Below are 26,997 nucleotides of genomic sequence, written 5' to 3' on the forward strand. Positions count from 1 at the left end.
TTTATTTATTCAAGAGAGGACGGATTGCAGTGGGACTTACGAATAAAATCGGAGTGATTGTCGACAGCTTTGGATTGGGTATCCGGGAGGGGCTTATCAAAGCCAAGGAAATCGGCGCGGACGGCGTGCAGATTTGGGTGACGCAGGGCGAGATGGAGCCGGACAATATGAATGCCGAGAAACGGACGGAGCTGAAAAGGTTCATCCGGGAGCTGGGGCTCGACATCTCGGCGCTCTGCGCGGATTTTGGCGGAAGCGGCTTTAAGGACCCGGCGCAGAACGGATGGAAGATCGAAAAATCGAAACGTGCGCTCGATCTGGCGCTCGATCTGGACTGCCGCGTCGTGACGACGCATATCGGTATCGTGCCCGAGGATCCGGCCGACCCGGTTTATGCCATTCTGCAGGAGGCCTGCAACGAGCTGGCGGCCTATGCGCATTCGCTGGGCGGTTATTTTGCGATCGAAACCGGTCCGGAAACGGCGGAACGCCTGAAAGGGTTCCTGGATTCGCTGGATACCAAAGGCGTGGCGGTCAACTTTGACCCGGCCAATATGGTGATGGTGACAGGAGATGATCCGGCACGCGGCGTCCATACCCTCAAGGATTATATCGTGCATACGCACGTCAAAGACGGCGTCCGGCTGCGGGAAGTGAATCCGTACGACGTATACGGCGCACTGGATCATACGAAGCTGGATCAGGAACCGGGCTTCAAGGAGGTGCCGGTCGGCGAAGGCGGCGTTGACTTTGACGCTTATTTCCAGGCTTTGCAGGACATCGGCTATGGCGGTTACCTGACGGTGGAACGCGAGGTCGGCGATACGCCTGAAGCAGATATCAAGCAGGCGGTCGATTTTATCAAACGATACCGGGCTTAGACGCGCTTAGAAACAGGAGTCTCCGAATCGGAAGGAAGATGGAGGCTTACTAAATAAATCATACTAAAGAAATCAAAAAAAGGCGGCACCCTGGTTCCCAGGCAGCCGTCTTTTCCTATAAAGACTTGAGTTAAAAGCTGAGTTAAAGGCCTCAGTTAAATCTCGTTCCAGAAACGGCGCAGATTATCCAGGCCGATTCTTGCGCCGTCCCGGCAGGGCTCCATGCCTTCGAATTCCAGGGAGAGATACCCGTCGTATCCCGACTGTTTGACCAGGCGGAGCGTTTCGCGGATGTTCAAATCGCCTTGGCCGACGATGGCCCCGCGCAAATATTTGCCGGCCGCCGAACGGAACCAGCCTTCGCCGGGATCCTGGGAGGCAGGGCGGATGTAGAAGTCTTTGATATGCACGATGGAGGCGTATGGAAGGTTATTTGGCACGGCCGCCAAAGGATCTTCGTCGGCGCAGACGAAATTGCCGATATCCAGCGTTGTTTTGAAATTGGGTTCGCCTACGGCCTGAATGAGCGTTTGGACCCGGTCGCTCTGCTGGATGAAATAGCCATGGTTCTCTACGCTGGTCGTTATGCCGTACCCGGCCGCATAACGGGCTATTTCCCGGCATGCTTCAGCGAGCCGCTGGACCTGTGCATTGAAATGACCGATCGAGACGTCAGGAGAGGAAGCAACGTCATGGCGCATAAGAGATACGCCAAGCTTGGCGGCGATATCGACCTGCCCTTTGACCCGCTCAATCTCCTTGCGGAACAATTCATCGTCGTCCGTCAGGAAGTTGGCACCGATCGCATAATTGGAAAGCTCGAGTCCGTTGTGCTCCGCCCGGGAGCGGATTGCGTCAATCAGGCCGGGATTGTCGGTCAGGCTGTAGCCGAGCGGCACGATTTCGACGTGTTCGCCGCCGATGGAGGCCGTATAGTCGAGTACGTCCTCAACGGTCATCTCGCCGGATTGCAGGGCGCCATACAGGCTGTAAGTGCTTAATCCGATTTTCATAGATAAACCTCCTTGCCGGTAGCGGCGGATTCATAGACGGCATTCAGGATTTTCATGATTTCTACGCCGTCCTCCACCGGGCTCAGCGGCTGTTTATTGTGCTGGACGCAGTCGATGAAATGGGCGATTTCGCTTTCGAAGGCTTTCTCGAACTGGAAGCCGGCGCTGTCGGTTTGCGGCTGGATGTTGAGGATGGTGTTGTTTTTCTCCGTGACGATGCAAACCTCGGGATCGATTTCGAAGCCGCCTTTGTCGCCGTACAGCTTCACGATGCCTTCGTTTTGTTTGGCATGCAGGGAGAAGCTGACGTCGATCATCAGCGAAGCGCCGTTTTCAAACCGGATCAGGGCATTGGCCATATCTTCCACATCATTCAGCTCGGCGTTGTAATCGGCGGCCTGATAACGAGAAAGGTTCTGGATGTGGGCCCGGTTGCCCAGCTTGCTGTAAGTATTGCCGCTGACCGATTTGACCTTCGGACGGCCCATCATGTACCAGCAGAGGTCAATGACGTGTACCCCGATGTCGATCAGCGGCCCGCCGCCGGAACGGCTTTTGTCGCTGAACCAGCCGCCCGGATTGCCGAAGCGGCGAATATAGGAGGCTTTCGCATAATAGATTTCGCCGAATTCGCCGCTGTCCGCGAAGGCGCGCAGCATTTGGGCGTTCGGATCGTAGCGGCGGACGAAGCCGACCTGCAGCAGCTTGCCGGAGCTTTGAACGGCTTCCTGGACCTGAAGGGCCTCTTCCACGGTCTTGCAGAGCGGTTTCTCGACCAGGACATGTTTGCCGGCCTGCAGCGCGGCGATGCTGATTTCGGCGTGAGTATTGTTCCAGGTGCAGATGCTGACCGCGTCGATGTCCGGATCGGCCACAAGCTTGCGGTAGTCGGTATAAACCTTCTTCGCACCATAGGCGGACGCGGCGGCGTTGGCCCGCTCTTCATTCAGGTCGCATACCGCGTAAACTTCAGCTTCCGGATGAGCGGAGTAAGGCTTGAGATGATATTCGGAGATCGAACCCGTGCCGATCACGCCGATTTTGACGATGGACATAAATAAAAGCAGCTCCCTTCGATTTAAGAAACTTATCAGGTGAACCTTAGAAATTGAGTGGGGCAAAGAAGGAAAAATACGCCTTTAAAACGAAATGTTCGCCTGAAAGTGTTCTGCATATTTTGCCCTGAGCGAAATTCAACCGTTCACCTGAGGGTTTCGGATTTATTTGTATTGTTATCGATTTGCGGCTGGAAAGCCATGCACCACCTTGCTGTTTGTTTGAACAAATGTGCGATCAGGGGGAATCAGAGATGAACAAACCAGCTTCTTTACGCGAACCGATGGATATGCCGGATCCTTATTTTCCGGTCAAGCTGCATACCTGCCGTCATGGCAGCTGCGGGCGGGAGATGTTTCCGCCGCATTGGCATGAGCATATGGAGGTGCTTTATTTTACGAAGGGAGAAGCCGTTATAGAATGCAATTCCGTCCCATTCCGGGTCCGGGAGGGGGATGTGTTGATGCTGAACTGCAACGATCTGCACCAGGGAACCTCCCTTTCAGATGAGGTGGAATATTACGCCCTGATCTCCGACTTGTCTCTGCTGCAGAGTCCTTCGCCGGATGCGATGGAGGTGAAATACATAGCACCGTTCGTCCAGAACCGGATTCTGTTTCAGCATCTGATTCGGGACGATGAGGCCGTTGGAAAGGTCATGGATGCCATCGTGCAGGAATTTGCCAGTCAGCAGATCGGCTACGAGCTGGCGGTAAAATCGTCCATTTTCAGGCTGCTGACGCTGCTGATAAGGGAATATACGGCCGAGACACCGAAGGCGTCTTCCGGCGACAACACCCGAAGGAGGAATCTGGAGCGGTTTGCTCCGATTTTTGAATATATCGAACAGCATTATCTCGAGGAAATCAGCGTCTCGCAGCTCTCCCGGTTCGCGGGCCTGAGCCGCTTTCATTTCAGTCGGCTGTTCAGCGAGCTTACAGGACAGACCGTGACGGAATACGTCAACCATATCCGTATTTCAAAGTCCGAATACCTGCTCCGCAACACGGAAATGACGATCTCCGAAATTGCACTGGCTTCCGGCTACCAGGATCTTTCTTATTTCAGCCGGACCTTTAAGAAATTCAAAAGCGTGCCGCCTTCCGAATTTAGGACGTTTGCTCCTGAAGGAGCTGAAAGAGGGCGGCCATGAAACGGCTCCTTCCCCTGCCGGCTGTCCCGCAAAATCAGGGTCCCCGTTTCGGGCGTAACTCGCTTTTTTTCTGGATTGTGTTCGCTTTTTTGCTGGCGATCGTGCCGGTGTATGTAGTGGCCATGGCTCTGAACGAATCCGGTTCGCGGAGCGTCAAGAAGGAAATTTTCAGCTCCATGCAGTCGCGGGCCCGGTTTTTTATGGGGACTTTGGAGCAGGAGCTGGGCAACACGGTGCTGCTGATGAACAATTTATCCCAGGACTCCGACTTTCAGAAGCTGGGTACGATCGCCCCGGCATTGGGGCGGACGGAATATTTTCAGGCCGTGGAACGGGTTCAGGGCAAAATGCTGCTGCTGCAGAGCTCAAATCCTTATATTACGAGCGCCGAGGTTTATATTCCCCAAATCGAAAAAACGATCCGGGGCACGACCTACGTGGAACCTATGCCTGAGAAACAGATTGAGGCCATTAGGCGGAAGTCGGCCAGCTTTCTTTTTACATTCGAGAACAAACTGCAGATGGGTCTGGTTTATCCGGAATACAGTTCATCCGGCAAAGCCCCCAACTTCGCGATTCTTGTCACGCTGGATCGTTACCGGGTGCAGGAGGCGATGGAACAGGCTGTCGGCGGAAGCGGGGGCGCCGTTCTGACGGGGAATATGATCCCCTGGTCCGTGTCCGAAAGCTCTGAACCGGCTGCGGCCGAAACCGGGGACAAGCTGATGGAGCAAATTCAGGCGGGAAGCAGGGACCTGAAGGAGCTTTCGGGGAAAGTAATCCCGGTTAAAGCGAACGGAATCCGCTATTGGGTGAGCGTCCAGCCATCGGACAAACTGGATGCCGTGCTCGTCTTGTATGCGCCGGAGCGCCAATTCCTGCAGTCGCTGGGCATGTACCGGTTTATCTTTATCGGTTTGTCCATCTTCTCTCTACTGATCGTATTAGCCTTCAGCGTTTGGATTTACAATCGGATTCATCAGCCTCTCAACCGGCTTGTCCGGGCCTTCCGGAGACTGAATATTGAGAACCTCCAGCAGGTGGAGCTTCACCATGGCCATCCGGACGAATTTCATTATCTGTACGAGCACTTTAATGAAATGGTCCAGCGGATGCAGATGCTCATTCAGGAGGTCTACAAGCAGAAGATTCATGCCCAGCGGTCGGAGCTCAAGCAGCTGCAATCGCAGATCAATCCGCATTTTTTGTATAACAGCTTTTTTACGCTGCATCAGATGGCGGAGATGTGGGACATCGACAATCTGGTGTTGTTTACCCGTCACCTGGGCGAATATTTCCGGTTTATTACCCGCAGCGCTTCGGACGAAGTGAGGCTGCAAGCCGAGGTCCAGCACGCCCAATCCTACACGTCCATCCAGACGATCCGGTTTCACAGCTGGATTACCGTAGAGTGGGACCCGATTCCGCCCGGCTGGAGTAACCGTACGCTGCCGCTGCTAACCTTGCAGCCTTTAATCGAAAATGCCTATGAACACGGCTTGAAAAGCAAAGAGGGAGGCGGGAGGATCGAAATTCGAATGACGGCGGAGGTAGACGGTCTTCGACTGTCCGTTGAGGACAACGGCGATGCTTTAACGGATAAACAATTATCCGGCTTAAAGGATAAGCTCCGGGGACCGGAAACGGAAGGGGAGGAAGTTACGGGACTGGTTAATGTGCACCGCCGCCTTCAGCTGATGTTCGGCGGTCAGTCCGGACTTCAGTTGACCCGCGGCAGGCTAGGAGGATTACGGATCGAAATCATTTTGCCTTTGGAGGAGGAGACCCAGGATGTACCGGTTGCTGATCGTGGATGACGAACCTTTTATTGTGAAAGGGCTTACTTATTTGTGTGAGCACACAAGCCGGCTGGATCTGGAGGTTGAGCAGGCTTACTCCGCCGTTTCGGCTCTGGACAAACTGGAACGGACGCCGGCCGACATCGTCCTTACGGATATCCGGATGCCGGGTTTAAGTGGATTGGAGCTGCAGAAGGTGATTCGCCAACGCTGGACGAGAACCAAAGTGATTTTTCTGACCGGATATGATGATTTCGCTTTTATTCAGGAAGCCACCCGGGACGGCAGCGCGGATTATATTTTGAAAACTGAAGGCAATGAGGCCGTGCTGGCTGCCCTCAGGCGGACGATTGTTTTGCTGGAAGAAGAGTTTAATGCTTTCAGGCTGCTGGTGCAGGCGGAAGAGAGGATGGCGCGGACACTTCCGCTGCTGCAGAGGCAGTTTCTGCTCGACCTGCTATACGGTCAGGATATTGTTGAAGACACTCGCTCCGATTTTGCCGAACTAAAGTTTGAGCTGGACGAGACAGTTCCTTCTCTGCTGGTGCTCTGCCGGATCGACGAAAGTGCGGCCCTGGATCGGGGGATGAAGACTAGATTCGGATATGCCCTGGAGCAGCTGGCTCATGAGCTCATAAAGCCTTTTGCCCGCATGGCTGCCGTAGAATACGAGTCGTTCCGGAACGTCTGGTTTATTCAGAATGTAACTTCGGGCGGCAGTGTGACCGGAGGGAACCTCCTGCAAAGCTTTAATCTGGTTAAACATGCCTTGGAGCAGGTTCAGAACCGTTCCAGAAGCCTGCTAGGACTTCGAATTTCACTGGTTGTCGCCGGAAATTGGGTCTGCTGGAGGGAAATCCCCGGAAAGTTTGAGGACCTGAAGCTGCTGCTGGGAAGTGGATTGGGCTGCGTGGAGGAAACGCTGCTTGTCGAGCATGAACCCCGTACCGGCAAAGGCCTGGTGGAACGCAGCAAAGACGCTGCTGTCCGGACCGTAACCAAAAAGGTGGAATTCATGCGTGCATCCCTTGAACAAAGAGATTGCAGGACTTTTGGAGAACTGCTGGAGGATTTGACCACCTCCATATTCGAGGACAATTCCCCGGCTGGAACGCTGGATAAAATCACCGTCTATTATCAGATCGTTTCGTTGTATTTCCCTTATATTCGCCACGTCGAGAATGCTTTGGACCCGGCTCGGGGCCGGTTTATCGATCTAGGCAGGCTTACCCGGTACGACAGCCATTCATCATGGAAGGACGCAGCAGCGTATATCAGGCAGATTGCGGATTGCATCTTTGAAAGCTTGGAGAACGGAAGAAACGAGCAGCAGCATGAGGTTATCGACAAGGTGAATTTATATATCGAGCAAAATTTATCGGGGGATCTGTCCTTAACGCAGATCGGCGACAAGGTGGGCCATAACCCCTCTTATTTATCCAGACTGTACAAGCAGGTAACAGGACAGGGATTATCCGAAGCGATTACGGCGGCGAGATTGTTGAAAGCCAAGCAGCTACTGGAGGAAACAACGGATAAAATTCATGAAATCGCGGCCGCGGTCGGCTTTATTTCTCCCCCTTATTTCTATCGTTTCTTCAAGGCGGCTACCCACTTGACTCCGCAGGAGTACAGAGAAATCACAAACAAGTAAACAAAAGATAGCAAAGTAAAGAGCTTAAACTAGATAGCTCTTTTTTTGTCCCCTTATACTTTTGTTAAGCCATTGTAAAGTTTCCTTCAGAACTAATGTCAGGTAACGGGTCTTATGCTGTGCATGCAGTCTACCCAATTACAAGGAGGTTAGCGTAATGAAGAGAAAGAAAAAAGGTTTGGCGCTGCTCGCAGGTTTGCTTGTGTTATCTATGGCCCTCAGCGGCTGCGGGAGCGGAAACGGCAGCAGCAACACAGGGGAAGCATCAGCCGGTACAAGCCCGGCGGTCAGTGAACCCGGTGATCCGTTTGGCGTTTATGATCCTCCCGTAACCCTGACAGCGGTAAAGATGCTAAGCGAAGAAGTAAAGTTTCCGGAGGGGCAGGACATTGAACACAATGTCTGGAGCGACTTGTACAAACAGATGGGCATTGATGTGAAGTATAAATGGACGGTAACAGGGAGCGACCAATACGATTCCAAGCTGAATATCGCCATCGCATCCAAGGATTTGCCCGATTTTATGATGGTCAACGAAACACAGCTCAGACAGCTGGCCGATGCCGGACAGCTGGCCGATTTGACGGAGGCTTTCAATAATTACGCCAGCGATGATCTTAAAGCGGTCATGAAGATTGACGAAAATGCGCTGCCTTCCGCTACCTTTGACGGGAAGCTGCTGGCCATTCCGTCCACGCAGCCGGTGATCGGCGGTTCGGCGCCGCTGCTTTGGGTCCGGGCGGACTGGATGAAGAAGCTTGGGCTGCCTGCGCCAAAATCGATGGACGATGTCGTGAAGATCGCCGAAGCTTTCGCTGCTAACGACCCGGACGGCAACGGAAAAGCCGACACTTACGGCCTCGGGCTGACTCAGAAGATCGGGCAGAGCACGGACAGCATCGGCATTTTCAACGGATACGGAGCTTATCCGCAAATCTGGGTGGATGACGGATCAGGCGGCCTCAAATACGGCAGCATCCAGCCGGAAATGAAAGAGGCGCTGGCTACGCTGCAGAAGATGTATGCAGAGAAGCTGATCGACCCGGAATTTGGTGTGAAGGATACGGTAAAGATGTTCGAAACCATTACCTCCAATAAACTCGGCATGGTGGTAGGTCCAAGCTGGTATCCGGCATGGCCGTTCTGGGATATGGTGAAAGCCGATCCATCGGTCGATTGGGTATCTTATCCGATGCCTTCAGTGGATGGCGGCGAAGCTACCGTCCAAATGCCATTCTCCGTTTCGCAATATTATGTGTTAAAGAAAGGCTACAGCCATCCCGAGTTGATCGTAAAGCTGGCGAATCTGTATTATCAGAAGCTGTACAGCGAAGAAGCCGAATTTGATAAATACGGCCAAGTAACCACGGCAACCGATTCGATCGGGGTCAACAAATATTCGCTGGTCGAGGTCGTAAATCCAAACAAGGATTTGATCCGCCAGCAGGAGCTGGAGGAGGCGCTCAAGAGTAAAAGCGACGCCAATATTTCCAGCTCGGAGACCAAAATCATGTATAAGGAATTCCAGACTTATCTGGACGGGACCAATCCGGCCGGCTGGTCCGGCTACGCCGCCAACGGTCCGGACGGTGCGATGAAGCAGTTGCGTATACTGAACGATGCCGGAAAAGTCATCAGCAACGGATTTGTCGGGGCCCCTACAGAAACCATGGCTGAGAAGAAGGTGACGCTCGACAAGCTCGAAATCGAAACGTTCACCAAAATCATCACCGGCGAAGCATCCGTGGATTCCTTCGATTCCTTCGTGAAGAGCTGGAAATCGCTGGGAGGGGACCAAATTACGGAGGAAGTTAACGAATGGAAAACCTCGCATTAACCTCTGAGCGGAACAAAGGGGAAGGGCCTTCAGGAGTTCCTTCCCCTCCCGGTGAAACGATCCCTTCGCCGGGCAGAAGGCCCGCTTTGTCGCTGCAGCTGCGCAGACAATGGCCGCTGCATCTCATGGTTCTGCCGGCTATTGTGATTGTGCTGATCTATTGTTATTGGCCGATGGTGGGCATCATTATGGCTTTCCAGAAGTTTGACCCGTTCAAAGGCATGCTTCATTCCAAATGGATTGGCCTCGATAATTTCAAGTATGTATTCGCTTTGCCGGATACGCCACATGTCATCTTCAATACGATTTTTATTGCGGCGATGAAGATCGTTGCCGGGCTGATTGTCCCCATCACGATAGCCCTGCTGCTGAACGAGCTGCGGAGCGAACTGATCAAACGCGGGGTGCAGACGCTGATTTATTTGCCGCATTTCTTGTCTTGGGTTATTCTCGGCGGCATTTTCATCGATATTCTGTCGCCGACCACCGGGATCGTCAATCAGCTCCTTGGCCTGTTCGGCATAGAGCCGATCTTTTTCCTGGGCAGCAACGCCTGGTTTCCTTATACGCTTGTCGTGACCGACGTTTGGAAGGAATTCGGGTTCAGCACGATCGTTTATTTGGCGGCCTTGACGTCGATTGACCCTTCGCTTTATGAAGCGGCTACGATGGACGGGGCGAACCGCTGGAAGCAGACTGGGCATGTCACGCTGCCCGGTATGCTGCCGATCATCATTTTGCTGGCTACGCTCAGCCTGGGCAACGTGCTGAATGCCGGCTTTGATCAGGTGTTCAATATGTACAGCCCGACCGTATATGAACGCGGAGATATTCTCGATACCTTGATTTACCGGATAGGCCTGGAAAATGCGCAATACGGCGTGGCTACGGCCATCGGCCTGTTCAAGTCGGTCGTCTCCCTGATCTTTATCGTCACTTCTTACAGCCTTGCATCCAAATTTGCGAACTATCGAATCTTCTAGCGGAGGAGGTCAAGCCGATGCATCTGATGACGCCGGGTCGCAGAATTTTCCTTATCCTGAATTATATCCTGCTGATCGGGATCTCCCTGCTTTGCCTGTTGCCCCTTATTCATATTCTGGCCGTATCGCTCAGCTCCAAAGGGGCGGCGACGACGGGAGCGGTAAAGCTTTGGCCCATCGAATTCACCTGGAGCTCCTACGAATATGTACTGAACCGGCCCCAGTTTCTGGCGTCCATGTGGATCAGCGTTCAGAGGGTGCTCCTGGGAACGGCAATCAGTATGCTGCTTACGCTTCTCACTGCCTATCCGCTGTCCAAGGAACCCTCACAATTCAAATTCCGGACGGGTTACGCGTGGTTTTTTGTTTTCACTACGCTGTTCTCCGGCGGGTTGATTCCCTGGTACGTGACCGTGAGGGATACCGGACTGGTGGATACGCTGTGGGCTTTAATTATTCCCAACGCCGTAGGCGTATTTAACGTTATACTGCTGCTCAACTTCTTTAGGGGGCTGCCGAAGGAATTGGAAGAATCCTGTTTTATGGATGGAGGCGGCTACTGGACCAGCTTGTGGAAAATTTACGCCCCTCTGTCTTTGCCTTCCTTGGCAACGGTTACGCTGTTTACGATGGTGGGTCATTGGAACTCCTGGTTTGACGGGCTGATTTTAATGAATTCGCCTGACAACTACCCGCTATCGTCCTATTTGCAGACCGTCATCGTGCAGGAGGATCTGTCGCATATGAATGCGGATCAGGCGGCGGCTATGGCCGACGTGTCCAACCGGACATTCAAGGCTGCCCAGATCTTCGTGGGTTCCCTTCCCATTCTGGTCGTTTATCCTTTCCTGCAGCGGTATTTCGTGAAGGGGATAGTGCTGGGGAGCGTGAAGGGATAACCTCGCAGGGCATAAAATTAAGGATAACCAACAAGAGAATAAATGGACCGTATCCGATCACCGCAGGTTCGGCAACTTTAAGAGATTATCCTAAGAACTTCGGGATAATCTCTTTTATTAGGGGGATTCATTTTGTCCTCAAATGTAAACTTTCGGCCCCAGGGTCAATTTGGGCTTCCCGCCGACCGATAACAAGGACAGAGGGAGGAGGAAGAAGATGGATATCCCAGCTACATCTATGTCTATGAGCCAAGCCAAGCTGGCTCAGGCCGTCAGCATTCAGGTTTTATCGATGGCGAAAAACCAGGCGGAGACGCAAGGACAAAATCTCGTGCAAATGCTCGAAAAAAGCGGCAGCCCCAATCTGGGGAAAAACCTCGATATCTCCATTTAAGGAGCGGACAACCGTCGGCTTCCAAAACAAGCAGGCATGCCGTTAAGGAGGTGCCTGCTTGTTTTTGTCCAAGAGCCTGCCGAGGATGGAAGCAATCCGCGACATAATATGATAAAATGATTAGGTTGCTGGATATTTGACCATAACTGCAGAACGCCCGAAGAGATACGTGGGGACGAACCTTATGTTCAGCCCGCAAATCTTAAGGCCGCCTGCTAAACAAGATCGCTATAGATGGAGGGGAATACGATGCTGCCGATTGATCCGCAATACATTCAACAGAGAATCGACGAGATGAAAGACCAAGATTTATATATACATCTTGAATTAACAAACGGGGCTTATGCGGCTCACCACGACGCGTCCCGGCATCCTGCCGCCAATTTTATTACGAATGCGGTCATCCGCTACGTCCATGGCGGTATTTCCGGAGTTGGACCCTACCGGGTAGGTCTCAAAATGGAGCAGGGCTGGATCTATTCCGAAGGCCTGACCCATTATGAAGAGACGGAAAATGATCGGCTTATTCTGGCCGGGCATGACAAGGACGGCAAGCTGGTAGTTGCCCTGCAAATCAGCCCGTACCCTTTTAAATGACGTTACGAGGAATGGAGATGAGGAGATGATCACGGATATGGATCGTTATGACAATCACCGCGTATTGGTCGTACTGCCTCACCCGGACGATGAAAGCTTCGGCGTCTCGGGGAGTTTGGCCAAATACGTAAAAAACGGCTCCCGGGTTACATACGCTTGTTTGACCCTTGGACAAATGGCTCGCAACATGGGCAGCCCACTGTTTGCAAACCGTATTACGTTGCCTGAAATCCGCAAGGAAGAGCTGGCGCAGTCCTGCCGGGCGATCGGCATTCAGGATTTGCGGATGCTTGGCTTCCACGATAAAACGATTGAATTCGAAGAGCGTGAGCTGCTGGACGGAGCGATTTCAGCTTTGATTGAAGAACTGAACCCGACGGTTATTTATACATTTTATCCTGGTTATGCGGTTCACCCCGATCATGATGCGACCGGCGCCGCCGTTGTCCGCTGCGTAGAGAACCTGCCGGCTGAAAGAAGACCGGTGGTCCGCGCGATGGCGTTCTCAAAAGGCTGCGAAGATATCATCGGGCCGCCTGACGTCCGAGTAGATGTTAAAGATTTCGTGAAACAGAAAGCGGCTTCGGTTCAGTCGCATAAATCGCAGTTCTGGGTGCCTGAGCTCAAGAAAGCCAGCCAGAAAGATTTGGAGGACCGTTTCGGCACGGAGCGGTTCTGGACCCTGAAATTCGATTGACGGTTGGTTATTGGGGGAATTCAATTCTTAAACGAAAAAAAGCCCGGTACAGTGATATGTGCCGGGCTTTCAATATCTTACTTCGAAATGTCCAAAAATCCCTCTCCAAACACGTCCCGCACATCATGAATGGTAATAAAGGCTGCCGGATCGACGGCTTTTACAATCTTTTTCAGCGGGGAGACTTCCTGTTTGCTGATGACGATATAGAGAACCTCTTTCGGGTTTTTGGTATAGTAGCCATGGCCTGACAGCACGGTCACGCCGCGGTCCATTTGGGTAATGACCCTCTCGGCAATGTCGTCCTGCTTCTCCGATATGATCGTTACTGCTTTTTTGGGATTCAGCCCCTCGATGATAAAGTCCATCACTTTCGTACCTACATACAAAATGACGATGGTCAGCATCAGCTTTTCCGCACCGATAATGAAATAGGAGGAAAAGGCGACGATCAGATCAAAAAACAACAGCGCGTAACTGATATTCCAATCGAGATATTTATTGGCGATCCGGGCGAGAATCACGGTTCCCGCCGTGGTTCCGCCTACCCGCACGATCAAGCCGATGCCCAGTCCCACAAGCACGCCGGCAAAAATCGCATTAACGGTCAGCTCGTCGGAATGAACCCTCCAGTTTGCCGTTAAATGCAGAAACAGGGAATTAAAGGCGACGGCAAGGACCGTGTACAGCGTAGTTCGCCGGTCCAGAAATCTATAGCCGACAATCAGCAGAAATCCGTTGATGACGATATTGACAATAGAAGGCGACCACTGAAACAAATAATATAAAATGATGGTGACCCCGGTCACGCCGCCCTCGCCAAACTCATTCGGGATAACAAACAAATTGACGGCCAGCGCGAATAAAAAGGCACCTAACATAATGAATGCGATATCCGCAGCTTTCTTTTTCATAACTTAACTCTAGTCCTCTCTGCAAGCATGTCTCCAGTTTTACAACCAAATCATCGTATCTACTTACGCCATCAAAGTCAATACGACTTTGACACTTTACTTTGCTATCCAATTCACTTGAAAAAGAACCGGATTCGCTCCGGACGGATGGACGACCGGGAAGGGAGAAGCATAAAAAATGCACCCTCAGAATTTCCATCGGCTAAACCCAAGCGGGTTCCAATGTCTATTTTGAGAGGTGCATTTCATTTGGCTGTCTCCGGTTCTTTTACGGTTATGTCTGCATTTTGTTGAGCGTGCCAGGTTGAAAAAAAGTGCCGGCAGAAAGACCGGGTTAGAATAAACGTCAGGAAGATGCTGCTCCAGGAGCAAAACCAGTTCCAGTCGAGGTACCGGACCAAGTCGGTGTAGCGTTCAATCAGGACCTCGATAACCGTTAATCCGGTGCTCCAGAGGACATAATAGACAAATTCCATAAGTCTCCGTTCTCTGACGGGTTTGTAACAAATGCAAAGGGCACAAATACTTGGATAAGCGATGTACTCATAAGTAAAGCTCGTCACGTAAATGTCCGAAAGTTCCCGGACAGGGTAGGACAACAAACCAAGCTCGACGGCTAAATGGCCAATCAAACACGTCACCAGCTGTTTAAAAAAGAAAGCGGTACACGCCAGTCGTCTTTTTGTCCGCGGAATGAAAAAAAACAAAGCAAAGGATACAACCCAGACCATGATAAGAATCCCGTATTGCACCTTAAGGCTCATAAAATGACCTCGTCTTCGTTTGGGCCTGCCCTGAAAAACCAATCGACGATCCGCTCCACGGTTGTTAGCAAAATCAGAAAGCAGATGGATCTGAGCGCCCAGTTAAAATGGTGGTATTCTATCAGCCGCGTGTATTTGACGATCAAGCTTTCACAAAACGTAAGAAAAGCAATACAAAACAAGAAATGAAGAAACCTGCGGGTTCGCGAAATGCCGATACTGTATACAATGAAGATGCTGCATACCAAAGGGAACCAGATCACTTTGAAAGTGAGCCCGATATGGGAGGCTTGAGGAAATTCACGAACCGGGTATGCAATGAAATGCCATTCTACAAGGCAGGTTTCGATCAACCAGGCGATCCCTTGGCATACAAGCCAGCTTAGGACAAAAATATGTCCTTTCCCTTTTGGGATGAGATAAGCGGAAAGGGTACCGGCGACGACCCAAATGATTAATAGAAGATTTTTGTCCATGTCCATACCTTTAAAATGTGTAAAAAAGCTAATTTCATGCATAAACGGCAGCCTTGGACGCTAATTCGGTCCTGAGGCTGCCGTTTGTTTTTTATCCGGATATGCTGTATAAATAAACTTCGACATTCGCCAGCGTCGGGCACCAGCGGGATTGATCGATGATCAGCCGGATGCGGGCGGCCTTGACGGGAGCGAAGCGGCAGATGTGCTTGTATCCCACCACCGTGCCTTCATATACAGGTCTCCAACGGGTTTGCGTTTCTACCGACAATCCATCGCCCAGCCCGTCTTCCGTCTTTCCGTCCTCCTGAATCTCAATCCGGAAGGCTTCAATCCGTTGTCCTACCGCAATATGCTCTTGGAGCACTATGCGGTTAAAGGTTTGAATGGAGCCAAGGTCGATTTCGAGCTCGGCCCGCTCCACGCCTTCCGGGGCGGACCAATAGGTTTGGTTTCCGCCGCTGACGGCAGACGCGCCATCATGCTCCGCATCCAGGCTGGCAGACGCGCGGACGGCTGCGTTCGCCGCGAGATTATGGCTGTACAGTCGACTGATTCGTTCGCCTAATCCGGCCAGGCTGCGGACATCCTGCTCGTGAATCAGTCCCCGCCGGTCCGGCGGCAGGTTCAGCAGGAAAGTGGAGTTGCCGCCGACCGTCCGCTCGTACAGCTCCATCAGCTCATCCGGCGATTTCACCTGATCGTCTTCCGACTCGTGGTAAAACCAGCCGGGTCTGATGGAGGTGTTGACTTCAGCCGGATACCAGACCAAAGCGTCGGCCTTCTCGATGATGCTGCGGCTTCCAAGATCGTCTTCGTCCGAATTGATCCGGGAGGCAAAAACCCCGTCATCTTCGGTTTGCGACTTCTCCTGGATTTTTTCGTTATCCTGCAGGCTCGCGGGCACTACGCTCCATTCCGAGGTCCGGGTATGTCCGGCTTCATTGCCGCACCAGCGGACGTCCGGTCCGCAGACCGAAATTACGGCATTCGGCTGAAGCTCCCGGATCACGGCGTAATAGCGGTCCCAGTCATAAACCTGCCGTTTGCCGTTTGGACCTTCGCCGCAGGCTCCGTCAAACCAGACGCTGAACAGTTCGCCGTAGCCGGTCAGCAGTTCGGTCAGCTGCCGGACGAAGTAATCATTGTAAGCGTCCGAATCCCCGTAACTCGGCTCATGCCGGTCCCAGGGCGAAAGGTAAATGCCGAATTTCAGCCCGGCTTCCCGGCAGGCGTCCGAAACTTCACGGACGAGATCGCCTTTGCCGTCCCGCCAGGGGCTGTTTTTGACGGAATGCTCCGTTACGCCGCTTGGCCACAAACAAAAGCCGTCATGATGTTTGCAGGTGAGGATCAAAGCTTTCATGCCAGCGGATTGGCATGCCGCCACCCATTGCCGGGCGTCCAGCTCGGTCGGCTGAAAAAGGGAGGGAGACTCGTTGCCGAGTCCCCATTCCCGATCCGTAAACGTGTTTACGGTAAAATGGATAAAAGCGTAAAATTCTAGGGACTGCCAGGCCAGCTGGCGTGGAGCCGGCTGGACCCGGGCAGCTTCCCGGATGGAAAGGGCCATGGTTTTGTCTTCCTTTTTGCATTTTTTTTCTTTCTTTTTGCATTTTTTATCGCCGCCGTGAAGAGACCGGTGTCAGAGGCGGATTAATGATTGAACTTTAACTTGCCGTCGTAAAGCTGGGCCACCTGCTGGTCTGTCAGGGCACCGCTCAGAATCAGCACTTCGTCCATCAGGCCGTAATAAGGATTTTTCCCTGCGGCCGAAGTGGATTGGTTGCCTAGAAGCAGCGGTTTGTTATTGGCAAACAAATCAGCGCCTTCCTCGGACACCGGCACGGACATGACCAGAGCGCCGTTGATATAAACTTTATAGTCGTGGCGGTCATAAGTCTGAACGACCTGGCTCCATTTACCGGCCGGAACGGTCAGTTCCGAATTCGGACCCAAAGTGGTCGGATACCAGCGGGCGCCTTTGGCTCCGTCTTTGCCGGCCAGGATAAACGGATTCTGGAATCCGCCGGCCGGAGCATCGGTCAGCAGCGTGGCGCTGTACATTTCGTTGGCGTTGTCTCCTTTGGAGTAAAGCACTTCAGCTCCGTTGGCCGCAGGCGCGGACAAGCCGAAATCATCCGGTTTGACCCACATGGAGATGGTGTACTCGCTGCGGTTCAGCAGCTGGTTATTAGGGATGGAAATGTAGCTGTTTGCCGCCGAACCGCTGCTGCCGAAGCGCAGTGCACGTCCTTTGTAGCTGTCGTTGTTAACGATGCTTACGGAAGAGGATTTGGTGCCGTTCAACCCGCTTTCCGAGCTGTCTTTCACCTCGCTGCTGTTGCTGCGCACATTGTCGAAGGTATAGTGGGCAATCACGTCTACATCAGCGGCCTGGGGCTGGTCCGGAGCCGTGCCGGCCGGATCGGCTTTGGCAGCCGGATCGTTGTAAACGGCAATCTCGGTAAGAGCCGGCGCGTTTCCGGCATCATGGATCGTCATTCTGATTTGGCTTGCGGTTACCGGATCAAATACTGCGGTATGACTTGCGCCGATACCGTAGCCTTCATAAAACGGCACCCAGTCCGTTCCGTTCCAGTAGTCATAGCTGTAGGAACCGATGGCAGGCTGGAAGGGGCGGTAGTTCCCCGACTCCGGCGCTGTCGCTACATATTCCCCGGCTTTTATGGCGTTAAAGGTGGTTTCTTCGCCCAGGTCGATCGTAATTGACTGTTCCTTATTCGTGCTTGATGTCCAATAGGTGCTGGGCAGGCCGTCCGTAAGCGAACCGGCCGCATAAGGCGTTGTGCTCGTAAAGTCGGTGGTCACCTTTTTCCCGAGGGCGAGGTTCACGATTTCCGGCGGATTCTCCGGCGTTACCCGGTCGCCTTGCTGCACTTCCTGTACGCCGATGTCCGGCGCATCCCCATAATAAAGCGGGTTTCCGTAAAAATCCTTGTCGCCAAGCTGCGGCACGTAAATGCCGGCGTCAACCAGCGGCGAGCCTTCCTGCAGCTTGTAGCCGTCCCAGACGGTCGCGCCGCTCAGCACGCCGTTGGGACCTGCGCTAGGCGCCTGGCCGGGATCCACGAAAGCCGGATCGGCGGTTACTTGATCCGGGTCCTCCGGCAGTCCGACGGCCGTGAAGCCGTTGGCCGCATAAAAAGCGTTATGGCTGAATTCGCCCGTGCCGTAGTCATCAGGGGAAGCGGCCCAAGTGGACGGCGAAGGTCCCGTTTTGTCGTAGAACACATTGTTGTAGAAATAATACGGCACTTGATCGAAATAAGCCCCGATATCATCGTTCCGGTTCGTAAACGCGGTTTTTTGTCCGTCATAGACAAACACGTTGTTCAAGAAATAAGTCGGTGAGGAATCCGGCCCGAACCAGCCGAATTTAATCAGGTATTCTCCGTCGTCGTCGCTGATGTTGTAGCGGGCGATGTTATTGGCGCTGCGGCCCAGGTAAGACATCCAGCCCATCGGATTGTCGTGCGTATAGTTATATTGGTAAACGATGTTGATGTTCGGGGAATCGAAGTCAAAGGCGGTGCCGTCCCCGTTGCTGGCATCGGTCGTTGTCGGACCGCCGTAAACCTCGTTGTTCTGGAACACGACATTCCACGATTTCCATGGATAAATGCCCGCGGACTGGGCGTTGTACCGCTGCATCCAGCCGTCCAGCACGTTGTATTCCACGACGGCATCCTTGGCGTCGCAAAGGTCGATGCCGCCTTGGGCGATATCCTGCAAATAGTTGTGGCCGATGTAGATGTTGGTTTGCCACAAGCCGTATCCGCCGATTTCATCCTGGAAATCGGTTTTGGTCGTGTAGTTGAAATTAGCGATTGCGAGCAGGTCGACGTGTTTGATAAAGTTGCGTTCGATCCGCACGTCGTCAAACGTCATGTTCGGCTTAAGCGAACCTATCACGTAGAACATGATGCCGCCGTTAAAAGAAGCATTTTTGTATTCGTTAGGCCATTCATCGGGGCTGTCGACATCATGGATGTAGCAGTCGCTGATGTAAATGTGATGCATGACGCTGTTGCCGCCCTCCGGCACCTGGTCCGTGTTCAGCACAACGAGAATACCGTCCCGGATGTTGGAAGGTTCACCGTTCTGGTAAGTCGTTTTGACCAGATCGGTATCAAAATCGTCGTCATTGGTCACCTCGAGATGACGGATCTCCCAATACTCCTGATTTTGCAGAAAAACAGCCCCGGTCTGATGATAAGGCCGCGCCACGCCACCGCCGTTGATCACCGGCAGATCGCCTTCGCCGTAGCGGTCGATGAGGATCGGCGCGCCTTCGGTGCCGGAGCCTTTAGGCCACAGCTGGCCGTTCCAAACGCCGCCGGATTTAAACAGCAGGGCGTCGCCCGGCGCAAAGGTGGTGGCATTGATTTTTTCGAGGGATTTCCAGGCTTGGTCCGGGCTTGTGCCGGTATTGGAATCATTGCCTGCCGCGGAATCCACGTAATAGGTGGTTCCCGTTACGGTAGGCGGCTCGGCGTCCGCGTTCACGGATGCTTCGGCAGCAGCCGCGGAGGCCGGGGAGGAGGATAAACCGGCGGTGCCGGTATCCGGAGAAGCCGCGTAAACGGCGGAATTTCCGGTTGAGGGGATGCCCCATAAAGTAGTTAAAGCCATCAGCACTGACATCAATAAATAACAAGTTTTCTTCAAATCCGTCCGCTCCTTTTTCTAAACAATTTAGAAACTATCCTTTTCGGGTTAGCGTTCTTCTGAATTTACCGTTATTTGATCATAATGGGCTTGCTGGATATTCACTTTCGCGGATTTGGCGGCAGAGCTGATATAGTCCGCGAATTTAGTCCGGAGCAGCTGTTCCCGGATCTGCCCCTGAACCTCCTCGAAAGGAACGGCCTGATTTTGTCTAACCGCATCCAATTTCAGCAGGCTGTAGCCGGAGCCGTCATCCAGCATGGAGGAATGCTGGCCGGGCTGCAGGTTCCCGGCGGTACTGGAGAGGAGGTCTTTGTTTTGAAAAAGCTGGCTTGAACCCCCTGAACCGCTCGTACCGCCTGAACCGGCAGCCGTAACGGTCTGCTTACCGTAGGTGGCTTTCTTCGCCTTAAGCGCGGCTTCCGCAGGGGATTTTCCGCTGTCCAGTGCCTGTCGGACCTGTTCGGCAGCCGTTTTGGCTTCCGCTTTGCTGTTGTCCTGGTAGGGGATGCGGATCAGCTCGATGTCGTATTCGTCCCGGCTTTGAAACAGCTCCGGATGAGCGGCGTAATAGCTTTTCATTTCCGCTTCCGCCGGTTTCAGAATTCCTTCGCCAAGCTTCTCCTGAAGCTGCTGCTTGAGATGGCTCATATAATAATCGTAATACTGGTCCAGCGTAAAAGAGGAAAGCCCGTAAACCGGCTGGCTCGATTGAAGATTTTGGCCGCGCTGCCGGTTCTGCGCCTGCCAGTCGGCAAGAAGGCGGGAGAAAGAAAGGTCCTGAATGAGTCCCGCCTGCCGGGCCAGCCGCTGGACGGTTTTGTCTTCGGCGGCGATCCGGTTGGTCCGCTGCTTCAGCAGCTGGATCGGGATTTCGCCCCCGAAGGAAGTCGTCCAGTAATCCGGCCGGTCGTCGGCGCCGTATTGGGTTTTGAAATACGTGGTGACGGCGCTTTTTTCACGGTTCATCAGCAGCCGGTATTCCTGTGCGGTCACCGGCTCGCCGTCAACCGTCAGGATTACGGCGTCAGCGCTGGCGGCGGACAGCTTCTCCGGGCTGCCGGGCATGGCGCCGTCAGGGCTGACATTGGCGGTTATGGCTGGGCTATTGTCCGCCTCCGGGCTGCCGTCCTTCCCGCCGGAAAAAGCGGCGGACAAGCTGACGGCTGTTCCCCCGGCCGCGGCCAGAACAAGCGCAAACGCGCCGAGCACCAGCAGCCGTGTCCGCTTCTTCGCTGCGGATTTGACCCGGCGGCCGGCCTTGGAAGAAGGTTTCCATTCGCGACTCCAATTTTGAATTCGACTCTGATTTCGATTCTGGTTCCGTTTCCGGCTCCTGTTCATGCCAGGCACCTCCCGAAGCTTCAAATCTTGCAGAAAGAAAAAGTCCGGTAAAAAATCGAACGTTGTCCGATCCCTCGGGCCCAGGCGTTTACCCCAAATCCGGCTGATCCGTGAGCCGGACCTCCGGCCGTTCGCAGCCGTGCAGCTCGAACACAACAAGCTCGTTGCGGCCTTCCTTCAGCAGCGGGGCAGGGATGTACAGCGTTTTTTGCGGCCCTGCTTTCCAATACCGTCCGAGGTTGAAGCCGTTTACATAAACAACGCCTTTGGTCCAGCCGTCCAGCTTCAGGAAGGTATCCGCTTTCGCTTGGGCCTGAACCTCAAACGTGCCGCGGTAAAACGCCGGCTGCTGAGGCTGCGGGCATTCGGCTGCTGCCTTGCCGCCGAATGCGCCGGTCCCGGTTTCATTCGCCGGCTCCGGCTCGCAGGCGGAGTAGATCAATTTGTTCAGGGAAGCGGGCTCCAGCGGAAGCCGATGAATCGTCCAGCCGTACAGGAACTGGTTCCCGTGGCGGACGCCCTCCGTGATGCCTTTCGGATCGCGCAGCAGCGGCCCGTAGTTGATGCGGCCCATATTTTCCACCAGAATGTCCAGCTTGAGTCCCTCTGGAGGGATGGATAAAGGCAGCGTGGAAGGCGACCAGCGCTCGATCGTCCCCAGATAACGGCCGTTGCCGTAAACGATGGCCCGGTCGCTTACATGCTGGAGCACCAGCTCCATTTCCGGGCGTGGGCCGGTGATTGTGGTGGAGTACAGGATAAAGCCGTATTGCTGGCCCAGCTTTTCCATCGGCTCCGGAGAAGAGCGGTACAGAGGCTCGGACAGCTGCTCAAGCGAGCTGAACAGAGGGACTTTTTCCTTCATGGTAGCTATGCCATAATCGGCGGTCGGAATCGGCTCAGGGAGCGAAAGGGGAGGCAGTTCCTCAAATTGCGAAATCACTTCCCGCACCGCAAAAAATTTGTCCGTCGGCACCCCGCTTTCGCTGAGCGGCGCGTTGTAATCGTAACTCCCCACGGTCGGTTCGTAGGCGGTGATATGATTGGCCCCGTTATAGAAGCCGAAATTGGTCCCGCCGTGAAACATATACAGGTTAAACGAAGCGCCGCTGTCCAAAATGTCGGCAATCGTTTGGGCCGTATCATCGGCGGTCCGGGTATGGTGCTCCTCCATCCAATGGTCGAACCAGCCGTTCCAGAATTCCATGACCATGAGCGGACCTTCCGGCTGGTATTCCCTCAGCTTGGCAAAGGCATCCTTCGGCTGGGAGCCGAAGTTGACGGTAGCCAGCACCCCGGGAACCGTCCCGCCCTGCAGCATAAAATCCTCCGGGCCGTCGGACGTGAACAGCAGCACGTCGATGCCTCGCGTTTGCATGGCATTTTTGATGGCCTGCAGATAGGCTTTGTCATTGCCGTAGCTGCCGTATTCGTTTTCGATCTGCATGGCGATTATAGGGCCGCCGTTTGTACACTGCAGCGGACGGAGCAGCGGCAGGAGCACGTCGAAGTAGGCTTCGACCTTTTTCAGATAGAACGGATCGTTCGAGCGCAGCCGAAGGTTGGCATCCGCCAGCAGCCAGGCCGGCAGGCCGCCGAATTCCCATTCGGCGCAGATGTAAGGACTTGGCCTTACGATGACATGAAGTCCCACCTCTCCGGCTAAAGTGATAAAGGACACAACGTCAGCCATGCCTTCAAAGTGAAAAACACCTTCCTTAGGTTCATGCAAATTCCACGGAATATAAGTCTCTACCGTGTTTAAGCCGCAAGCCTTCAGCTTGAGCAGGCGGTCGCGCCAGTATTCCGGCACGACGCGGAAATAGTGGAGTGCGCCGGACATGATTCGCAGCGGCTCCCCGTTCCAAACGAAATCATTGTTGGTGATGCCAAAAGAACCCACAAATTTGCCCTCCCGTGATTGCTGTGAATTTGGTTGTGTGGTTATGCTCTCTACGAAACCGGCTGATCCTTATCCCTTCACGCCGCCCATCATCATGCCGTCGGTCAGCCGCTTTTGCAGCAGGGCATAAATGATAATGGTCGGAATGAGGACGATGACCAGTCCGGCAAACAGCGAACCCCAATCGGTCGCATACTGCTGAATCTGCATCAGATTGGACAAGCCGATCGGAATGGTTTTTTTCTCGTCGCTCGTAATTAAAGTCAAGGCCAGCACGTATTCGTTCCAGAAATCAAAGAAACCAAAAACGATCAGGGTCACGACGGCAGGACGGGTAATCGGCAAAATAATCCGGAACAGCGTGCTGGTATATCCGCATCCGTCGATCAAAGCCGCTTCCTCAAAGTCGCGGGGAATGCTTTTCATGAATCCGATCATGAGGTAAACAGAGAAAGGCAGGCTGCCCGTGGCATATACCGCGCTTAGCCAAAATCGGTTGTCAAGCATGTGCAGATTGTTCATCAGGATAAAGAGCGGCACGATAATGTAGACGCCGCCGATAAAGAGACCAGCCATGTAGACGTTGGTTATGAACGTTTTCCCCCGGAAGGACATCCGGCCAAGCACGTAAGCCGTCGGCAGCGCGACCGCGAGCAGAATCGCCATCGACATGGCGACCACAAACACGGAGTTCAGCATATAATCGCCGATGCGTGCCGTAGTAAAAGCTTCCACGTAGTTGGACCAGTTAAGCTGTTTGGGCAGGCTCCAGGGACTTTCCATCACCTCCTCATTGGATTTCAAAGAAGCAAGCACGTTCCAAAGCAGCGGATAAATGACAATCACGGCCTGGATGATTAAAATAAGGCGGAGAAACAGCCGTCCGATCCAGGCCAGCGATTTTTTCCCGGAATGGGGAAGGGTTTGCGGCGTATGGGAGGAACGGGTGGTTTGGGCATTAGCTGCAGCGGACATCTCAGGAGTTCCCCCTTTCCGTTAACCGGTTGCTCAGCAGGGCGAGCACGAATGAAACGATAAAAACAAACACGCCGATCGCCATGGCGTAACCAAAGTTGGAGTTGGCGAAAGCCTGGCTGTACAGGTAGGTCATCACGACTTCGGAGTGGCGGTCCGGCCCGCCTGCGGTCATGATGGACACGATGATAAAGCTGATCGTCAGCACCCCGTTGATGCTGAAGATGATCGTGATCCGGATGATCTCCCACAGCAGCGGGATGGTGATATGGAAAAATTGGCTGACCGGCGTCGCCCCGTCGATGCTGGCCGCTTCGTAGAGCTCCGGCGAAATGCCGTCGATGCCGGCCATGTACATGACCATGTAATAACCGGCTGCCTGCCAGATCATCGTCACCGCAAGCGCCCACAGCACGGTCCGGGAATCGCCCAGCCAGGCCAGCGCCCAGTTGCCGAGACCGACGCTTTCAAGCCCGGCGTTCAGAAAGCCGATCGTCGGGTGATAAATAAAGGACCAGAGGATTGCGATAACTACGAAGGATAAAATGCTCGGGAAAAAGAAAACCGTCCGGTACAAAGAACGTTCCCGGAGTTTGGAGCGGGTCAGGATGGAGGCGTTCACCAGCGCGATGAACAGCGTCAGGACGGGAACGACCAGCATCAGGAACCCGGTGTTGCGCAAGGACAGCAGGAACACGTCGTCATGAAACAGGTCGGTAAAATTTTGCAGGCCGACCCATTTTGGCTTGTCGCCGATTCCCGTCCATAAATAAAAGGATTTCTGGAACACCTGAATGGTCGGATATAGCTTGAACAAAGCCATCAGCACGAGGCCGGGCAGGAGACAGAACAAGAGGAACCATTGGCGTTTGGCTTTCATGGACATGGGGATTCACCTCCGAAAGGAACTATTGAGCTGGGGTGTCGATGTGAGCAGGGATGCAATGTCTGCGAGCGATGTGTGCAGAGCTCCGATGCAAACCGAGCGCTACGCTTCTGCAGACGGGTCCTCCGATGCAGACCGAGCGCTACGCTTCGGCAGACCGCTCCGATGTCGAGTGTTCTTACGACCGCTGTTCCTCCCGCATTTCTTTAACTAGGTTAAGAAGGATGAAATCCGGGAGCAAGCCTATGCTTCCGAGGTAGCTTTCCTTTGGAAAGCTTTCAGGCGGACGCTTCGCTTCTTCAGAATCACTCGCCCTCTCCGTTAAGCAGGCTTAGCGCTCTTTGGTGAGGGAACTGGCAGGGCTCAAAAAGTTCATTGCATAGCTGAATTTTGTAATAGGGTAAAAGGTTGAGCGTGTTAAAGGCCACGCTCGAACCTTAGGGGTAAAGCTTTTTGTTATAGCCGTGAAAAGGTACGGCGACTAAACTTTAAATCGTTAAATATAAACTAAAAACCGAGATAGAGAACCCAAGATTTAAAATCTAGGATATAAAACCTAAGATATAAAGCCTAAGACCATGAAACCTAAGATCACGAAACATGGATCTGGAAGCTGGCTCGCATCGCCAGATCCATGTTTTGAACCTAATTCCCGTTTTTCTCGAGCTCCTCGTTCAGCTCGGTATAGAGCTTGGTCAGCTTGCTGCTGTATTCGTCGAGGCTCATCTGTTTGTTCATAATGGAAGAGATCGGCTTGTAGACCTCGTCGCTAGGGTTGTATTTGCTGCCTTTGGCAACGGATTTGAAGCTGCCGTTGACGGCTACCATGCCGCTGTCCACGGCTTTATAGACGTTGTAGGTCGTTTCGGAGATGTAAGGTTTGGCCAGATCGGGCGCGCCTTTGACGGCAAGCACGGCTTTGGATTTTTCGGCGTTCAGCTTCACGCTTTCGTCGGTGTAGAGGTAGCGGAGGAACGCTTTGGCCAGCTCGGTGTTTTTCGCTTTGGCCGGGATGACGATCTGCTCGACGCTGGTCAGCGCGGTTACCGGATCGCCGTCTTTAAAGGCCGGCACGCCGAGGAAGCCGAATTGGAAGCCGTCTTCGCGCGGCGCGTCTTTCATTTCGTCCTCGAACCAGGTGCCGTTCGGAATGAACATCGCTTTGCCCTGCAGGAAGGAGGTTTGCGCCTGGGTGTGGTTGAGGGCGACGGTGCCTTTCATGAGGCCGTTGTCTTCGGTGGCGATTTTTTCGATGATGCCCCAAACCTGCTTGAAGCTGTCGCTGCTCCAGAAGGCGGGATCGTAGTCAAAAAACTGGTTCAAGGCGTCCTGGCCGCCGACATTGTAGATGGAGGGGACGATCATTTCCTCCAGATACCCCGGATAGAGGCCTTGGTAGGTGAACAGCGACCGGCCGTTGGCTTTGGCGGTGTCGTTCAGGGCGAACAGTTCGTCCCAGGTTTTCGGCACCGGAATGTTGTTGCTGTCAAACAGGTTTTTGTTGTACCAGAGTCCCATGACGCCGAAGTTAAACGGCGCGAGATACACTTTTCCGTCTCCGTAAGGGGACATGGCGCGTGATTCCAATACGCCCGGTAAAATTTTATCCTTGAGCGTGCCCGAACCGCTTTCGTCCTGGCCGTCAAACACGTCGGTCAAGTCCAGCAGGGCATGGTCTTTGATAAGCCCGTCGAGGATCGGCGTGTTGTCGCTGCCCGCGACGTACATCAAATCGGGCGGGTTGCCCGCGACGATTTTTGGCCGCACCAGCTCGGCGATTTTTGGGCTTGCGGTAATGTTGATTTTGGTGCCGGGATAAGCTTTCATAAAATCTTCGGCGATCGTATCCCAATATTCGCGGCCGTAGCCGCCCTGGAAGACGGCGATGTTCAGCTCGGGATCGGCAAAACCGCTAGTACCCGCAGAAGCGGAGCTGCTGCCGGCATTGCTGCCCGGGTTATTGCTTGCGCTGTCCGAGCTGCTGCCGCCGTTGCTGCCGCAGCCTGAAAGGACAAGGAATGCCGTTGCTACAATGCCTAAGGTTTTAATACGTGTCTTTAAGCTCATCGAATGACCTCCC

22 protein-coding genes are annotated in these 26,997 nt (G+C 53.5%); 10 read left to right on the forward strand and 12 right to left on the reverse strand.

Annotated elements, in window-relative coordinates; genetic code table 11:
* Nucleotides 1-29 precede the first annotated feature (29 nt).
* Nucleotides 30-881, forward strand: coding sequence for a sugar phosphate isomerase/epimerase family protein (locus AC3ZPD_RS08885; protein ID WP_490983936.1), 852 nt, complete (start codon nucleotides 30-32; stop codon nucleotides 879-881).
* Nucleotides 882-1,036: 155 nt separating this feature from the next.
* On the opposite strand, the gene AC3ZPD_RS08890 is transcribed toward AC3ZPD_RS08885, so the two are convergent.
* The gene (locus AC3ZPD_RS08890) at nucleotides 1,037-1,894 is read right to left on the reverse strand and encodes a sugar phosphate isomerase/epimerase family protein (protein ID WP_490983937.1); all 858 of its coding nucleotides are present in this window, start codon (nucleotides 1,892-1,894) and stop codon (nucleotides 1,037-1,039) included.
* Nucleotides 1,891-2,949 (reverse strand): Gfo/Idh/MocA family protein, encoded by a 1,059-nt coding sequence (locus AC3ZPD_RS08895; RefSeq protein WP_490983938.1) that lies wholly within the window; start codon nucleotides 2,947-2,949, stop codon nucleotides 1,891-1,893. The genes AC3ZPD_RS08890 and AC3ZPD_RS08895 overlap by 4 nt, the downstream gene beginning before the upstream one ends.
* Nucleotides 2,950-3,203: 254 nt before the next feature.
* On the opposite strand from AC3ZPD_RS08895, the gene AC3ZPD_RS08900 reads away from it, so the two are divergent.
* From AC3ZPD_RS08900 to bshB2, 9 genes are all read left to right on the forward strand, one after another.
* Complete coding sequence (locus AC3ZPD_RS08900; protein WP_490983939.1) at nucleotides 3,204-4,103, forward strand: helix-turn-helix domain-containing protein; 900 nt, start codon at nucleotides 3,204-3,206, stop codon at nucleotides 4,101-4,103.
* On the forward strand, nucleotides 4,100-5,920 hold the full coding sequence (locus tag AC3ZPD_RS08905; RefSeq protein ID WP_490983940.1) for a sensor histidine kinase: 1,821 nt from the start codon (nucleotides 4,100-4,102) through the stop codon (nucleotides 5,918-5,920). Before AC3ZPD_RS08900 ends, AC3ZPD_RS08905 begins: the two co-directional genes overlap by 4 nt.
* Nucleotides 5,895-7,556 (forward strand): response regulator, encoded by a 1,662-nt coding sequence (locus AC3ZPD_RS08910; RefSeq protein WP_490983941.1) that lies wholly within the window; start codon nucleotides 5,895-5,897, stop codon nucleotides 7,554-7,556. The genes AC3ZPD_RS08905 and AC3ZPD_RS08910 overlap by 26 nt, the downstream gene beginning before the upstream one ends.
* Nucleotides 7,557-7,713: 157 nt before the next feature.
* Nucleotides 7,714-9,393, forward strand: a complete 1,680-nt coding sequence (locus AC3ZPD_RS08915) for an extracellular solute-binding protein (protein WP_490983942.1) — start codon at nucleotides 7,714-7,716, stop codon at nucleotides 9,391-9,393.
* A gap of 125 nt (nucleotides 9,394-9,518) precedes the next feature.
* Entirely contained in the window at nucleotides 9,519-10,376 is an 858-nt protein-coding gene (locus AC3ZPD_RS08920; protein ID WP_490984295.1) for an ABC transporter permease, read from the forward strand.
* 17 nt (nucleotides 10,377-10,393) lie between these two features.
* Nucleotides 10,394-11,275, forward strand: a complete 882-nt coding sequence (locus AC3ZPD_RS08925) for a carbohydrate ABC transporter permease (protein ID WP_490983943.1) — start codon at nucleotides 10,394-10,396, stop codon at nucleotides 11,273-11,275.
* A gap of 217 nt (nucleotides 11,276-11,492) precedes the next feature.
* A complete protein-coding gene (locus AC3ZPD_RS08930; protein ID WP_490983944.1) occupies nucleotides 11,493-11,669 on the forward strand; it encodes a YjfB family protein in 177 nt (58 codons plus the stop codon).
* Nucleotides 11,670-11,918: 249 nt separating this feature from the next.
* Nucleotides 11,919-12,266, forward strand: a complete 348-nt coding sequence (locus AC3ZPD_RS08935; RefSeq protein WP_490983945.1) for a YojF family protein — start codon at nucleotides 11,919-11,921, stop codon at nucleotides 12,264-12,266.
* 25 nt (nucleotides 12,267-12,291) lie between these two features.
* The gene (gene bshB2, locus AC3ZPD_RS08940; RefSeq protein ID WP_490983946.1) at nucleotides 12,292-12,963 is read left to right on the forward strand and encodes a bacillithiol biosynthesis deacetylase BshB2; all 672 of its coding nucleotides are present in this window, start codon (nucleotides 12,292-12,294) and stop codon (nucleotides 12,961-12,963) included.
* A 77-nt stretch (nucleotides 12,964-13,040) separates the two neighbouring features.
* On the opposite strand, the gene AC3ZPD_RS08945 is transcribed toward bshB2, so the two are convergent.
* The 10 genes from AC3ZPD_RS08945 to AC3ZPD_RS08990 form a co-directional block, all read right to left on the reverse strand.
* Nucleotides 13,041-13,877 carry a YitT family protein gene (locus tag AC3ZPD_RS08945; protein WP_490983947.1) on the reverse strand — a complete coding sequence of 279 codons (837 nt, stop codon included), beginning with the start codon at nucleotides 13,875-13,877 and terminating at the stop codon, nucleotides 13,041-13,043.
* A 245-nt stretch (nucleotides 13,878-14,122) separates the two neighbouring features.
* Complete coding sequence (locus tag AC3ZPD_RS08950; protein WP_490983948.1) at nucleotides 14,123-14,641, reverse strand: CBO0543 family protein; 519 nt, start codon at nucleotides 14,639-14,641, stop codon at nucleotides 14,123-14,125.
* Nucleotides 14,638-15,117 carry a CBO0543 family protein gene (locus AC3ZPD_RS08955; protein WP_490983949.1) on the reverse strand — a complete coding sequence of 160 codons (480 nt, stop codon included), beginning with the start codon at nucleotides 15,115-15,117 and terminating at the stop codon, nucleotides 14,638-14,640. The genes AC3ZPD_RS08950 and AC3ZPD_RS08955 overlap by 4 nt, the downstream gene beginning before the upstream one ends.
* Before the next feature lie 91 nt (nucleotides 15,118-15,208).
* Nucleotides 15,209-16,690 carry an alpha-L-fucosidase gene (locus AC3ZPD_RS08960; RefSeq protein ID WP_490983950.1) on the reverse strand — a complete coding sequence of 494 codons (1,482 nt, stop codon included), beginning with the start codon at nucleotides 16,688-16,690 and terminating at the stop codon, nucleotides 15,209-15,211.
* A gap of 83 nt (nucleotides 16,691-16,773) precedes the next feature.
* The gene (locus AC3ZPD_RS08965; protein WP_490983951.1) at nucleotides 16,774-19,809 is read right to left on the reverse strand and encodes a LamG-like jellyroll fold domain-containing protein; all 3,036 of its coding nucleotides are present in this window, start codon (nucleotides 19,807-19,809) and stop codon (nucleotides 16,774-16,776) included.
* A 48-nt stretch (nucleotides 19,810-19,857) separates the two neighbouring features.
* Complete coding sequence (locus AC3ZPD_RS08970) at nucleotides 19,858-21,153, reverse strand: peptidylprolyl isomerase (RefSeq protein ID WP_490983952.1); 1,296 nt, start codon at nucleotides 21,151-21,153, stop codon at nucleotides 19,858-19,860.
* 88 nt (nucleotides 21,154-21,241) lie between these two features.
* Nucleotides 21,242-23,056, reverse strand: a complete 1,815-nt coding sequence (locus AC3ZPD_RS08975; RefSeq protein ID WP_490983953.1) for a glycoside hydrolase family 35 protein — start codon at nucleotides 23,054-23,056, stop codon at nucleotides 21,242-21,244.
* A gap of 69 nt (nucleotides 23,057-23,125) precedes the next feature.
* Nucleotides 23,126-24,031, reverse strand: coding sequence for a carbohydrate ABC transporter permease (locus AC3ZPD_RS08980; protein WP_490983954.1), 906 nt, complete (start codon nucleotides 24,029-24,031; stop codon nucleotides 23,126-23,128).
* 1 nt (nucleotide 24,032) lies between these two features.
* The gene (locus AC3ZPD_RS08985; RefSeq protein WP_490983955.1) at nucleotides 24,033-24,917 is read right to left on the reverse strand and encodes a carbohydrate ABC transporter permease; all 885 of its coding nucleotides are present in this window, start codon (nucleotides 24,915-24,917) and stop codon (nucleotides 24,033-24,035) included.
* Nucleotides 24,918-25,562: 645 nt separating this feature from the next.
* Nucleotides 25,563-26,984: a carbohydrate ABC transporter substrate-binding protein gene (locus AC3ZPD_RS08990; protein ID WP_490983956.1), complete on the reverse strand. Its 1,422-nt coding sequence runs from the start codon at nucleotides 26,982-26,984 to the stop codon at nucleotides 25,563-25,565.
* Nucleotides 26,985-26,997: the final 13 nt, after the last annotated feature.

Source organism: Paenibacillus mobilis (assembly GCF_058267595.1).

Excerpts from the sequence above, each read along its gene's own strand:
- AC3ZPD_RS08945 (WP_490983947.1), bottom strand. The coding sequence starts at position 13,877 with ATGAAAAAGAAAGCTGCGGATATCGCATTCATTATGTTAGGTGCCTTT.
- AC3ZPD_RS08905 (WP_490983940.1), top strand. The coding sequence starts at position 4,100 with ATGAAACGGCTCCTTCCCCTGCCGGCTGTCCCGCAAAATCAGGGTCCC.
- AC3ZPD_RS08955 (WP_490983949.1), bottom strand. The coding sequence starts at position 15,117 with ATGGACAAAAATCTTCTATTAATCATTTGGGTCGTCGCCGGTACCCTT.
- AC3ZPD_RS08895 (WP_490983938.1), bottom strand. The coding sequence starts at position 2,949 with ATGTCCATCGTCAAAATCGGCGTGATCGGCACGGGTTCGATCTCCGAA.
- AC3ZPD_RS08960 (WP_490983950.1), bottom strand. The coding sequence starts at position 16,690 with ATGGCCCTTTCCATCCGGGAAGCTGCCCGGGTCCAGCCGGCTCCACGC.
- AC3ZPD_RS08920 (WP_490984295.1), top strand. The coding sequence starts at position 9,519 with ATGGTTCTGCCGGCTATTGTGATTGTGCTGATCTATTGTTATTGGCCG.
- AC3ZPD_RS08980 (WP_490983954.1), bottom strand. The coding sequence starts at position 24,031 with ATGTCCGCTGCAGCTAATGCCCAAACCACCCGTTCCTCCCATACGCCG.
- bshB2 (WP_490983946.1), top strand. The coding sequence starts at position 12,292 with ATGATCACGGATATGGATCGTTATGACAATCACCGCGTATTGGTCGTA.
- AC3ZPD_RS08930 (WP_490983944.1), top strand. The coding sequence starts at position 11,493 with ATGGATATCCCAGCTACATCTATGTCTATGAGCCAAGCCAAGCTGGCT.
- AC3ZPD_RS08970 (WP_490983952.1), bottom strand. The coding sequence starts at position 21,153 with ATGAACAGGAGCCGGAAACGGAACCAGAATCGAAATCAGAGTCGAATT.
- AC3ZPD_RS08985 (WP_490983955.1), bottom strand. The coding sequence starts at position 24,917 with ATGTCCATGAAAGCCAAACGCCAATGGTTCCTCTTGTTCTGTCTCCTG.
- AC3ZPD_RS08890 (WP_490983937.1), bottom strand. The coding sequence starts at position 1,894 with ATGAAAATCGGATTAAGCACTTACAGCCTGTATGGCGCCCTGCAATCC.
- AC3ZPD_RS08925 (WP_490983943.1), top strand. The coding sequence starts at position 10,394 with ATGCATCTGATGACGCCGGGTCGCAGAATTTTCCTTATCCTGAATTAT.
- AC3ZPD_RS08915 (WP_490983942.1), top strand. The coding sequence starts at position 7,714 with ATGAAGAGAAAGAAAAAAGGTTTGGCGCTGCTCGCAGGTTTGCTTGTG.
- AC3ZPD_RS08990 (WP_490983956.1), bottom strand. The coding sequence starts at position 26,984 with ATGAGCTTAAAGACACGTATTAAAACCTTAGGCATTGTAGCAACGGCA.
- AC3ZPD_RS08900 (WP_490983939.1), top strand. The coding sequence starts at position 3,204 with ATGAACAAACCAGCTTCTTTACGCGAACCGATGGATATGCCGGATCCT.
- AC3ZPD_RS08935 (WP_490983945.1), top strand. The coding sequence starts at position 11,919 with ATGCTGCCGATTGATCCGCAATACATTCAACAGAGAATCGACGAGATG.
- AC3ZPD_RS08950 (WP_490983948.1), bottom strand. The coding sequence starts at position 14,641 with ATGAGCCTTAAGGTGCAATACGGGATTCTTATCATGGTCTGGGTTGTA.
- AC3ZPD_RS08910 (WP_490983941.1), top strand. The coding sequence starts at position 5,895 with ATGTACCGGTTGCTGATCGTGGATGACGAACCTTTTATTGTGAAAGGG.